The organism is Mesorhizobium sp. GW821-FHT04C10, from assembly GCF_059420305.1.
Genome location: NZ_JBWKTL010000001.1, coordinates 1,844,964 through 1,856,607 on the forward strand (window position 1 = coordinate 1,844,964; position 11,644 = coordinate 1,856,607).

Genomic DNA, 11,644 nt, shown 5'->3' on the forward strand with positions numbered 1-11,644 from the left:
TCAGCCGCCGAACATGCCGAGTAGCTTGTTTTTCAGCTTTGTCACTCGGCTTTCATCAGCGCTTGCGGCCTGCGTTTCGGCGACCGGCGCGACATCCGTGGGAGCAGCGATGGTGGCGGTGGCGACAGGGGCTTCCTTCGCGGCCTTGGCCGCTTCCTTTGCAGCAACGGCTTGCGCCTTGGCCGCTTCCTTTTCGGCCAACGCCTGCGCCTTGGCAGCTTCCTTGGCCTGCTTGGCGGCCTCTATGGCGGCCAGCCGCTGCTCCTCGGCCTTCTGCTTGGCTGCTTTTTCGGCGTCGAGTGCCGCCATCTTGCGGCCGGCGGGCGAATCGATGCGGCCCATGCGCGCCGTCTCGGTCACCGTGCCGTCGTTGTTGAGCGACGGCGGATCGATCGGCACGCGCTCGCCGCGCGCCCGGCGCTTCGACCAATCCGAAACGATACTGGCTTCCTTGATGCCGGCAATGGTCGGCTTGGGCGGCGGCACGCTTGCCTTGAGCGCGCCGTTGAAGGCAGCGTCGTAGGTGCTCTGGTAGGCGTTGTAGGCGCTCTTCAGCGAATCTGGCTGGGTGGTGGCCGGGCACTGTCCGGTCGGATCGAATGTCTGGCCGTCGGCGGCGACCTGGTTGAAGACGTAGCGCTTTTCGCAGACGTCGACCTTCGGCGGCACCTTGGTGATCTCGAAATTGTCGTAGCCGACCTTCAGCATCTTCCAGAATTCATAGTTCGGGTCGTTGCGATAACGCGCCATGTTGGCGGCGGTCATGCGGAACGGGAAGGCCTGGATCTGGAATTCGGTCTGGCCGCCCTGGAAGGCGTCGCGGCCGAAGGCATAGATCTGCTCGATCTGCGCGTCGGTCATCGAGTAGCAGCCCGACGACGAGCAGGCGCCGTGCACCATCAGGTTCTGACCCGTGCGACCGTTGGCACGGTCATAGGCGTTGGGAAAGCCTATGTTGAAGGACAGGTGATAGTTCGACCTGGGATTCATCTGCGACGGACGCACCGTGTAGAAGCCCTCCGGCGCCTGGCGGTCGCCCTCGGTGTATTTGGGCCCGAGCTTGCCCGACCATTTGCAGATGTCATAGGAGGCGACGAGACCGTAGCGGCCGTCGGTCTTGGCCTTCCAGATCTCCAGCTTGCCCTCTTCCTTGAAGATGCGCGCCATCACCGAGGAGGTACGCACCATGCCCTTGGCCCTCATGTCGGCCAGGATCTTGTCCGGCAGCGGCTTGTTGGCTTCCGGGGCAAAGTCCTTCATCGACGAATCATTGCAGCCGGCGACGGCTATCGAGGTGATGAGGACTCCGGTGCGGGCGAGCTTGGCAAACATGGATACGGCTATGTCTTTTCCCTCGGGCCAATGGCTTCAAAATGCCGGCCCGCATGCTGAACACCCACGGACCGTAAGCCCGTTAACCTTGAAAATTCCTTACCGCAAGCCTCGGCCAACGCCTCGCGGCAATTTCATTGAACCGAATGCGACGGCATTTTTGTGGCGGAATCGTGCCTTCCCGCCACTTTGCCGTGTGGTGGCCGGGGCAATCCCAAGGCGATCACACGTTTTGACAGATCCGGATTTGCCGGGGACTAGCTAATGGTGCCAGCTTCGTTATTGCCGCCTTCGTTATTGCCATTGTCCACTGGCGGCTGGGAACTCGCCTGTTGAGCCGTCAGTGCTTGCAGGCGGGCCGCTTTGACCAGCGTAGGTCTCTCGTATTTTTTCATCTCGGATCCCCCGTAAAACGACAAGCTTAATTAGCAGCCGTTAAAGCAGAGTGTCCATCGATCGTTACCCGGTCCCTAGAGACTTCTGCCCATCGCCAGGTATTTCTCGCGGCGCTGCTCGCGAAAATCGGTGTTGGCGCCGGCGAATTCCTTCAACGTCTTGGCGATGAGGTCGCCCGTCGCGGCAATCACCGTTTCGGGCGCGCGCTGGGCGCCGCCCATCGGCTCGGGGATGATGGCGTCGATAACCTTCATTTGCAGAAGGTCCTGCGCGGTGATCTTCATATTGGTCGCCGCATCCTTCAAGCGGGTGGTGTCTCGCCACAGGATCGAGGCCGCCCCCTCCGGCGAAATCACCGAATAGATGGCATGTTCGAGCATGTAGACGCGGTTGGCGGTGGCGATCGCTATGGCGCCGCCCGAACCGCCTTCGCCGATGACCACCGAGATCGACGGCACTTTCAGGCCAAGGCAGGCCGAGGTCGAGCGCGCGATGGCTTCGGCCTGGCCACGTTCCTCCGCACTGACGCCAGGATAGGCGCCAGCGGTGTCGACCAAGGTCAGAAGCGGGATCTTGAAACGGTCGGCAAGCTCCATCAAACGCACCGCCTTGCGGTAGCCTTCAGGGCGCACGGAACCGAAATTGTGTTTCAGGCGGCTCGTCGTGTCCGAACCCTTTTCCTGGCCGATGATCGCGACAGGCTCGCCGCGAAAGCGGGCAAAGCCGCCGACGATCGCCTGGTCCTCGCCGAAATTGCGGTCGCCGGCGAGCGGCGTGAAATCGCTGAACAGGCCCTTGATGTAGTCGACGCAGTGCGGCCTGTCGGAATGACGCGCCACCTGCACCTTCTGCCACGGCGTCAGCGCCTTGTAGAGTTCGCGCAGCGCGTCGTGGGAACGCTTCTCGAGCCTGGCGATCTCATCAGCGACATCGACCGCCTCGCCGTTCTCGGCAAGCTTCTTGAGCTCGAGGATCTTGAGTTCAAGATCCTGCACCGGCTTTTCGAAATCGAGGTAATTGTACATGCTTGAGCGGACCGATACGTCGGAAGGCAAGGACCGCGGAACCCTTGAAACCAAGGTTCCGGGCGGTGAAATGTCGTCCTCACATAGCGATATGAGGCCTAGTCGGCAAGCGGATGATGATCGTTGACCAGCCGCACCAGCCGCTCCTCCAGCACATGGGTGTAAATCTGTGTCGTCGATATGTCGGCATGACCGAGCAGCTGCTGCACGGCCCTGAGATCGGCGCCATTCTGCAGGAGATGGCTGGCGAAAGCATGGCGCAGCACATGCGGCGATATCTTGCCCGAAGCGATGCCGGCCCGCGCTGCCAGTCCTTTCAGGTCGCGGGCAAAGACCTGGCGCGAGAGGTAGCCGCTGTCCGATGCGGCCGGAAACAGGAACGGGCTGTCGGCGAAGGCGGGCACCCCGGCCCGGGCGGCCAGCCAGGCGCGCATCGCCGTGCGCGCCTTGGCCGACAGCGGCACCATGCGCTCCTTGTCGCCCTTGCCGCGCACCATGAAGAAACGGTCGTCGCGCTGCGCCACAGTCACCGGCAGGCCGACCAGTTCGGACACGCGCAAGCCCGTGGCATAGAGCACCTCGACCAGCGCATGCAGGCGAAGCGCCGCCAGCCTGTCGCTATAGCCCAGCCCGGCATCGCCGGCTTCGGTCGCGGCGCGGTCGATCAGCCGGCCGGTCTCGGCCTCGCTCATCGTCTTGGGCAGCGGGCGGCCTTTTTTCGGGCTATCCAGCGTGCCGGTCGGGTCGTCGCCGCGCAGACCCTCGGCATAGAGGAATTTGAAGAATTGGCGGATCGCCGACAGTTTGCGCGCTTGCGAGGTCGGCGCGAAGCCGCGCGCGGCGATGTCGTCGAGATAGGCGCGGATATCGGCGGCGGCCGCACCGGCAAGCCCGCCATCGATCTGGCCCGAAGCGTCTTCGAGGTCGCGCCGGTAGGAGGAAAGCGTGTTTTCTGCAGCGCCCCGCTCGGCGCTCATCATTTCCAGGAAGGCCTCGATGCGGGCGGCGCTGTTCATCCTAGCGATCAGTTTCTTCGGGTCAATTTTTCTTGGGATTGAGCTTGTCCGGGGGGATGCGCACGCTCATCTCCGCTTTTTTCGGCTCGACGAACATCACCAGTGCGAACATCGTACCATAGGCAATGCCGGCCAGAATCGCGAGGGTCACGACAAAGCGAAACAGTGTCGGCATCAATTTTCGCTCGTCTTCTTGTTCTGCGTTTCCAAACCCTGTGCCCTTATGGGACGCCAATCCGGCCAATTCAAGGAAGAAGCGGAGGCCTGTTAGCAACTTCTGATGCAGGCGCCCATCCGCCCATATCGGGCTCCGGGCGCTCGGCACGCTTGACGCAAACCGGCTTTTCATGTCGATACGCCGGCAAAGAGGGCCCAAGAAACAGCTGATGAACGCGCACCAGGCAAATCCTCCAGGCGAGACCCACGCCGCGCTGCTTGGCCGGCTGGGTGGCAGGTCCATTGTCTTTGTCGGCCTGATGGGCGCTGGCAAGACGGCGATCGGCCGCAAGGTGTCGACCATGCTTTCGCTGCCCTTCATCGATAGCGACCAGGAGATTGAAAGCGTTTCGCGCATGACGGTGCCGGAGCTGTTCGAGCGCTATGGCGAGACCGAGTTCAGGGCGCTGGAGCAGCGCGTCATCCTGCGCGTGCTGGAAAATGGCCCGCAGGTTCTGTCGACCGGCGGTGGCGCCTTCATGAACGCGCAGACGCGCGAGGCCATCGCGGCCCATGGCGTGTCGGTGTGGCTGAAGGCCGAACTCGACCTTCTGATGGAACGGGTCTCCAAGAAGCAGAACCGGCCGCTGCTGAAGAGCGCCGACCCCCGCGCCGTGCTGGAGCGGCTGATGGGGGAGCGCTATCCGGTCTATGCGACCGCTGATGTCACCGTGCCAACCCGCGACGACCGCAAGGAGATCATCGCCGCCGAGGTCCTGGACGCACTGTGCCGGCATTTCGGCATCGATGAAATCGCAGCGACGGGCGAGGTCGAATCGTGAGCGCGGATCAGCCGGTCACCGTCGAAGTCGGGCTTGGCGACCGGGCCTACGACATATTGATCGGGTCCGGCCTTTTGTCGCGCGCCGGTGAGGAGATTTCCCGCCGGCTGCCGGGCACGCGCGCCGCTGTCGTCACCGACGAGAACGTGGCCGCCGCGCATCTCGATACGCTGAAGGCCGGGCTTGAGAAGGGCGGCATCCAGCCCACCGTCATCACAATGCCACCCGGCGAGAAAACCAAGAGCTTCGCCCATCTCGAAGAGGTGGTCGATGGCGTTCTGGCAGCCCGGCTGGAGCGCGGCGACGTCGTCATCGCGCTTGGCGGCGGTGTGATCGGCGATCTCACCGGTTTTGCCGCCGGCATCGTGCGGCGCGGCATGAATTTCGTGCAGATCCCGACCTCGCTGCTGGCGCAGGTCGATTCCTCCGTCGGTGGCAAGACCGGCATCAACAGCCCGCGCGGCAAGAACCTTGTCGGCGTCTTCCTGCAGCCCAAGCTGGTGCTGGCCGACACCGAAGTGCTCGACACGCTGCCGATCCGCGAATTCCGCGCCGGCTATGCCGAGCTCGCCAAATACGGGCTGATCGATCGGCCGGAATTCTTCGCCTGGCTGGAAGCGAACTGGAGACAGGTTTTCGCCGGCGGGCCGCAGAGAGCACAGGCGATCGCCGAGGCCTGCCGGGCCAAGGCCGATGTCGTCGCGCGCGACGAGTTCGAGACCGGCGACCGCGCGCTGCTCAATCTCGGGCACACGTTCGGTCACGCGCTCGAAGCCGCCACGCAGTATGACGGAGCCCGCCTCGTCCACGGCGAGGGGGTCGCCATCGGCATGGCGCTGGCGCATCGGTTCTCCTCGCGGCTCAATCTGGCGAGCCCCGACGACGCGGCGCGTGTCGAGGCGCATCTGCGCGCCGTCGGTCTGCCGTGGCGGATGTCCGATATTCCAGGTGACTTGCCCGATGCCGAGGCGCTGCTTTCCTTCATCGGCCAGGACAAGAAGGTATCGCGCGGCGCGCTGACCTTCATCCTGACGCGCGGCGTCGGCCAGGCCTTCATCGCCAAGGACGTGCCCGCTTCGGAAGTGCTGTCCTTCCTGAGGGAAAACCATCCCACCAGCCGGAAAGCCGGCTGAGATGGACAACGAGACGGGCTGGATCGTCGTCGCCGTCCTTGCCATCGTCATCCTGCTGGTCGTTGCCGTGCGCACGCGCCTTCTCGCCATGTTCGGCTATGAGCTGTCGCGAATCGAGCCGCAGCGGTCGAGCCAGGACGAATTGCGGGGCGCGGTCGACGATTTCCGCCGCGACGGCCAGGTAGTGCGCGAGGACCGCGACCGTGTCGGCGGCCTGTTCGATCTCGAAGAGCTCGAAGTCTCCGATATCATGGTGCACCGTACCAACATGCGATCGGTCAACGCCGACAATGCGCCGGAAGCGGTGGTGCGCGAGATCCTGCAGAGCCCGCACACGCGCATGCCGTTGTGGAAGGGCTCGCTCGACAATATCGTCGGCGTGCTGCACGCCAAGGACCTGCTGCGCGCGCTGAACGAAGTCGGCAATGATTTTTCCAGGATCGACGTGATGAAGATCGCCTCGAAACCCTGGTTCGTGCCCGACACCACGACCCTGCAGGAACAGCTCAACGCCTTCCTGCGCCGCAAGGCGCATTTTGCCATCGTCGTCGACGAATATGGCGAGGTCGAGGGGCTGGTGACGCTGGAGGACATCATCGAGGAGATTGTCGGTGAAATCGCCGACGAGCACGATGTTGACATACAGGGCGTCAAGCAGGAGGCGGACGGCTCCGTTGTCGTCGACGGCACGGTGCCGATCCGCGACCTGAACCGGGCGCTCGACTGGAACCTGCCGGACGAGGAGGCGACCACCATCGCCGGCCTCGTCATCCATGAGACACAGTCGATACCAGAGGAGAAGCAGGCCTTCACCTTCCACGGCAAGCGCTTCATCGTCATGAAGCGCGACAAGAACCGGATCGCCAGGATCAGGATCAGGCCGGTCGCGTAGCTTGGCGGCAGGCCACGTTACCGATCCTTCATTGGAACTTCGCGTCGTCCCGGTGCATTTTGCGCCGGGCAGTCAGGAGAGGATGATGATCGATCGGCGAACCCTGCTTTTGGTTTCGATGGCGGCTTTTCTGCCGGCCACGACTTTCGCGCGGCAATCCTCGCCCTCTCCCAAAACCTTCGATTACGGGCCGGCCAAGCTCGACATCTACGCGCCCGACGGCGCGAACGGACTGCCTGTCGTCTTTTTCGTCCATGGCGGCGCGTGGGAGTTCGGCAAACGCAGCCAGGTGGGCGCCAAGCCGGCATTCCTGCTCGCCAACGGCTTCTGCTTCGTTTCGATCGACTACCGCATGCTGCCTGAGGCCGATGTCGCCACCCAGGCCGCCGATGTGGAAAAGGCCTATGCCTATGTCAGGGCCAACATCGCCGAGCATGGGGGCGATCCCAAGCGCATTGTCGGCATGGGCCATTCGGCAGGTTGCCATCTGATTGCCTTGACCGGCATGCGCGGCGGGCTGCCCGGCGTCGCCGGGCTGCTCCTCGACGACACCAGGGCCTACGACCTTGCGGCGCTCGAGAAAAATGGCGGCATGGTGCGGGCCTATGCGCGGGTCTTTTCCGATCGCTCGCAATGGGCGGCACTGTCGCCGGCCAGTCATGTCGACGGCCGCAAGCATCCGCCGACCTTCATCGCCTATTCGCGCGCCGAGGGCCGTGGCGAGGGGTCCAAGGCCTTTGCCGAGCGCCTGCGCGCCACGGGTACCGAGGTGACGCTGTTCGACGGCAGTGCCTATACGCATATGTCGATCGACCGCGATTTCGGCAGGGATGGTGACGCGCTGACCGCTGCCGCTCTGGCATTCCTGAAATCCGCAGCCGGCTGATCGCCGGTGACTTTCCGCTCGTCCATTCCTGCGACTGGATCATGCCAAAAGCGGCGGCGGGATATTGCCGCGCGGACACCCGCGGGTGCAATTGCTCCATCTGCTTGACGCAAATCTCCAGGGAAAGCGCTACGCGCCTTTCCCGGAATTGCTGCTGACCGCGAATGGGAGAAAAATTGCATGAATGGTGCCGATGTGCTGTGCGACGTGCTGCTGGCCAATGATGTGACGGTCTGCTTCGCCAATCCCGGCACCTCCGAGATGCATTTCGTTGCCGCGCTCGACCGCAAGCCGGAGATGCGTTGCGTGCTTGGTCTGTTCGAGGGCGTCGTGACGGGGGCGGCCGACGGCTATGCGCGCATGACCGACCGTCCGGCCGCGACCTTGCTGCACACAGGTCCGGGCCTGGCCAATGGGCTGGCCAACATGCACAATGCGCGCCGTGCCAGGACGCCAATGATCAACATCGTCGGCGACCATGCTTCCTATCACCTGCCCCTCGACGCGCCGCTCACCAGTGACATCGAAGGCCTCGCGGCGCCGATGTCCAACTGGGTGCGCCGGATCGAAGGACCCGCGGATGTACAGCCGGCCACCGAAGCCGCCTTCCGCGCCTCGCTGACGCCGCCGGGCGTCACCACGCTGATCCTGCCGGCCGATGCTGCCTGGGGCGACGCCAACCCTGCCTCGCCGGGCAAGGTCGTGCTTTCTCCGCCGCCGGCGGTCGACATGGATGCCGTGCGCGAGGCTGCCGCCGCGATCCGTGCCGCGCCAGGGCGCGTCGGCATGATCGTTCGCGGGCGTGCGGCGCGGGCCGATGCGCTCGAGATCGCCGGCCGGATCTCGACAGCCTGCGATGTCCGCCTGTTCAGTGAGGTCCTGATCGCGCGCATGCAGCGCGGACGCGGGCGCGTGGCGCCAACCCGCATTCCCTATCCGATCGATGCTGCGACTTTGTTGCTGGGGGATCTCGATGTCCTGGTGCTGGTCGGCGGCATTGAGCCGGTGGCCTTCTTCGCCTATCCGGGAAAACCGGGGCGGCTTGTGCGCGACGACTGCCAGGTGCTGACGCTGGCCGCCCATGGAGATGATCTGCAGGCGGCGCTCGGAGCGCTTCGTGATGAGCTCGGCGTCAAGCCATCGCAGCAGACGGTGTTCGCGACAACCTTTCCCGACGAGGCAGCGCCGTGCGGCCAGCTCACGGAGGACGCCATCGCGCTGTCGGTGGCGCGCAAGCTGCCGGACAATGCGATCGTCTGCGACGAGGCGGTCACTTCGGCCAGGCGTTTCTTCTCGCTGTCGGCCTTCGCCGCGCCGCATGACTATATGATGGGCACCGGCGGATCGATCGGCGGCGGCATTCCGATGGCGACGGGAGCGGCGATCGCCTGTCCCGACCGCAAAGTGATCAATCTGGAGGCTGATGGCAGCGGCATGTACACGGTGCAGGGGCTGTGGACGCAAGCGCGGGAAAATCTCGACGTGGTGACGATCGTCTTTTCCAATCGCACCTACGCGATCCTGCATGGCGAGATGAAGAATGTCGGCGTCAATGCGATCGGCGAGAACGCCAGGCGCATGCTCGACCTCGACCATCCCGCGCTGGACTGGGTGTCGCTGGCCAAGGGCATGGGGGTGGAAGCGGCGCGCGCCGACACCTGCGAGCGGTTCGACGCGCTGTTGGACAGCGCCCTGTCGCGGCGCGGCCCGTTCCTGATCGAAGCGGTGATTTGACCGTCCAACTGACGGGCGGGCGGATCCGACCTACCAGCGCGTCTTCTCACCGGGCGCCGCCGGTTCGATCGCCAGCGCGTGCACGCCGGCCTTCAGTTCGTCGGCCAGCAGTTCGTTGACGGCGCGGTGGCGGTCGATGCGGCTCATGCCGGCAAAAGCGGACGCGACGACGCGGACGCGAAAATGCGTCTCGCCGGTGCCGTCATAGGCGCCGTGATGGTCGGAGCCGTGGTGGTGATGGCCGGCGTGGAGATGACTTTCGTTGATGATGACCAGCCGATCCGGCGAAAATGCCTTGTTGAGCTTGTCTTCCATGGTCGCCTGTATGGACATTGCCTTCTCCCTTCACCACATATGGCTGGCGTAACAGCCCTGGGGGCCGCTGTTTCGCAACTAAATCCGCCATTCGCCTGCTTTAAGCCGCGATTCAGCGGTTAGGGCGATGATCGCGAAAATGTCAATTCTTGTTTCGCATCTGCGAACGCCCCATAAATGGGTGAGATGAAGCCGTATCCCAAATATTTCGAGAAGATTCGCGTCCGCCCTGACAAGGACGCGGAGCTGAAGTCGCATTCGCCGATTTGCCAGTGGGACGGCTGCAAGGAGGCGGGCACCCATCGCGCGCCGGTCGGGCGGATGAAGGAGGGCGAGTATTTCCGCTTCTGCTTCGACCATGTGCGCGAGTACAACAAGGGCTTCAACTATTTCTCCGGCGTGCCGGATACCGAGGTGGCGCGCTTCCAGAAGGAAGCGATGACCGGCCACCGGCCGACCTGGAAGATGGGCGTCAACGGCGCCTCGACGCGTTCCTCGCCTGATATGGCGCAGATGCGCTCCGGCCGCGCCGGCTACTACAACCGCATGCGCGACCCGTTCGACCTGTTCAAGGGACCGAAGGATCCGCGCGAGGCGCGCGAGCGCAAGGCGAAGCCCCTTGAGGCCAAGGCGCTGGAAACGCTTGGCCTTGATACAAAGGCGACTGGCAAGGATATCAAGGCGCGCTATAAGGAACTGGTGAAGCGTCACCATCCGGATGCGAATGGTGGCGACAGAGGTTCGGAAGACCGGTTCCGCGATGTGCTGCAGGCCTATCGCGTGCTCAAACAGGCGGGCCTGTGCTGAGCGACCCTATGGTTTGTGTCGTTTTCCAACTTTCATAAGGTTGGAAAAGGCTTTAAGACCGCCCCCGAACAAAATCGATTGCCGGCGAAACGGGACGTTTCGCCCGTGGAGACGTTGAGAGATATGAACAAGGTCGATCGCGACATCGCCAACCTGCCCGACACGACGGTGTCGGTTAAGGAGAAATTCGGCTTCGACTCCAAGATGGTGGTGCCGGCCTATTCGGTGACATCAGAACATGTGCCTGATGTCGATCCGGACTATCTGTTCGACAAGGCAACGACGCTGGCGATCCTCGCCGGCTTTGCCTACAACCGCCGCGTCATGGTGTCGGGCTATCACGGCACCGGCAAGTCAACCCATATCGAACAGGTCGCGGCCCGCCTCAACTGGCCCTGCGTGCGCGTCAACCTCGACAGCCATGTCAGCCGTATCGATCTCGTCGGCAAGGACGCGATCGTCGTCAAGGACGGGCTGCAGGTCACTGAATTCCGCGACGGCATCCTGCCCTGGGCCTACCAGCACAATGTCGCGCTCTGCTTCGACGAATATGACGCCGGCCGCCCGGACGTGATGTTCGTCATCCAGCGCGTGCTGGAATCCTCGGGCCGGCTGACGCTGCTCGACCAGAGCCGGGTCATCCGCCCGCATCCGGCGTTCCGCCTGTTCTCGACCGCCAACACGGTCGGCCTCGGCGACACCACCGGCCTCTATCACGGCACGCAGCAGATCAACCAGGCGCAGATGGACCGCTGGTCGATCGTCACCACGCTGAACTACCTGCCGCACGACAATGAAGTGAACATCGTGCTGGCCAAGGCCAAGCATTATCGCGATGGCAAGGGCAAGGACATCGTCAACAAGATGGTGCGCGTCGCCGACATGACGCGCTCGGCCTTCATCAATGGCGATCTGTCGACCGTGATGAGCCCGCGTACGGTCATCACCTGGGCCGAGAACGCCGAGATCTTCGGCAATATCGGCATGGCGTTCCGGCTGACCTTCCTCAACAAGTGCGACGAGCTCGAGCGCTCGGTGGTGGCCGAGTTCTACCAGCGCGCCTTCGGTGAGGATCTGCCCGAGAGCGCCGCCAACGTGGTGCTGGGCTAA

13 protein-coding genes are annotated in these 11,644 nt (G+C 63.7%); 7 read left to right on the plus strand and 6 right to left on the minus strand.

The window, feature by feature from the left end:
• From AC07UC_RS08925 to AC07UC_RS08945, 5 genes are all read right to left on the minus strand, one after another.
• The gene (locus AC07UC_RS08925; RefSeq protein ID WP_202325765.1) at nucleotides 1–1,332 is read right to left on the minus strand and encodes a L,D-transpeptidase family protein; all 1,332 of its coding nucleotides are present in this window, start codon (nucleotides 1,330–1,332) and stop codon (nucleotides 1–3) included.
• Between the two features lie 257 nt (nucleotides 1,333–1,589).
• On the minus strand, nucleotides 1,590–1,727 hold the full coding sequence (locus AC07UC_RS08930) for a hypothetical protein (RefSeq protein WP_494905222.1): 138 nt from the start codon (nucleotides 1,725–1,727) through the stop codon (nucleotides 1,590–1,592).
• A 75-nt stretch (nucleotides 1,728–1,802) separates the two neighbouring features.
• Nucleotides 1,803–2,753, minus strand: coding sequence for an acetyl-CoA carboxylase carboxyltransferase subunit alpha (locus AC07UC_RS08935; RefSeq protein WP_494905223.1), 951 nt, complete (start codon nucleotides 2,751–2,753; stop codon nucleotides 1,803–1,805).
• A gap of 98 nt (nucleotides 2,754–2,851) precedes the next feature.
• Complete coding sequence (locus AC07UC_RS08940; protein WP_494905224.1) at nucleotides 2,852–3,769, minus strand: site-specific tyrosine recombinase XerD; 918 nt, start codon at nucleotides 3,767–3,769, stop codon at nucleotides 2,852–2,854.
• Nucleotides 3,770–3,791: 22 nt separating this feature from the next.
• A complete protein-coding gene (locus AC07UC_RS08945) occupies nucleotides 3,792–3,944 on the minus strand; it encodes a hypothetical protein (protein WP_056575994.1) in 153 nt (50 codons plus the stop codon).
• Nucleotides 3,945–4,155: 211 nt separating this feature from the next.
• Here AC07UC_RS08945 and AC07UC_RS08950 point away from each other — a divergent pair, with 211 nt between their 5' ends.
• From AC07UC_RS08950 to AC07UC_RS08970, 5 genes are all read left to right on the plus strand, one after another.
• On the plus strand, nucleotides 4,156–4,767 hold the full coding sequence (locus tag AC07UC_RS08950) for a shikimate kinase (protein WP_140772415.1): 612 nt from the start codon (nucleotides 4,156–4,158) through the stop codon (nucleotides 4,765–4,767).
• Complete coding sequence (gene aroB, locus AC07UC_RS08955; protein WP_140772413.1) at nucleotides 4,764–5,900, plus strand: 3-dehydroquinate synthase; 1,137 nt, start codon at nucleotides 4,764–4,766, stop codon at nucleotides 5,898–5,900. The genes AC07UC_RS08950 and aroB overlap by 4 nt, the downstream gene beginning before the upstream one ends.
• Nucleotide 5,901: 1 nt before the next feature.
• The gene (locus AC07UC_RS08960; RefSeq protein WP_140772411.1) at nucleotides 5,902–6,792 is read left to right on the plus strand and encodes an HlyC/CorC family transporter; all 891 of its coding nucleotides are present in this window, start codon (nucleotides 5,902–5,904) and stop codon (nucleotides 6,790–6,792) included.
• 85 nt (nucleotides 6,793–6,877) lie between these two features.
• Nucleotides 6,878–7,678: an alpha/beta hydrolase gene (locus AC07UC_RS08965; RefSeq protein ID WP_494905226.1), complete on the plus strand. Its 801-nt coding sequence runs from the start codon at nucleotides 6,878–6,880 to the stop codon at nucleotides 7,676–7,678.
• 180 nt (nucleotides 7,679–7,858) lie between these two features.
• Entirely contained in the window at nucleotides 7,859–9,412 is a 1,554-nt protein-coding gene (locus tag AC07UC_RS08970; RefSeq protein ID WP_494905227.1) for an acetolactate synthase large subunit, read from the plus strand.
• A 30-nt stretch (nucleotides 9,413–9,442) separates the two neighbouring features.
• Here AC07UC_RS08970 and AC07UC_RS08975 read toward each other — a convergent pair whose 3' ends face one another.
• Nucleotides 9,443–9,745 (minus strand): BolA family protein, encoded by a 303-nt coding sequence (locus tag AC07UC_RS08975; RefSeq protein ID WP_477269578.1) that lies wholly within the window; start codon nucleotides 9,743–9,745, stop codon nucleotides 9,443–9,445.
• A 159-nt stretch (nucleotides 9,746–9,904) separates the two neighbouring features.
• Here AC07UC_RS08975 and AC07UC_RS08980 point away from each other — a divergent pair, with 159 nt between their 5' ends.
• Together AC07UC_RS08980 and cobS are read left to right on the plus strand one after the other, a co-directional pair.
• Entirely contained in the window at nucleotides 9,905–10,534 is a 630-nt protein-coding gene (locus AC07UC_RS08980) for a J domain-containing protein (protein WP_115140634.1), read from the plus strand.
• A gap of 123 nt (nucleotides 10,535–10,657) precedes the next feature.
• Nucleotides 10,658–11,644, plus strand: a complete 987-nt coding sequence (gene cobS, locus AC07UC_RS08985) for a cobaltochelatase subunit CobS (RefSeq protein ID WP_056576002.1) — start codon at nucleotides 10,658–10,660, stop codon at nucleotides 11,642–11,644.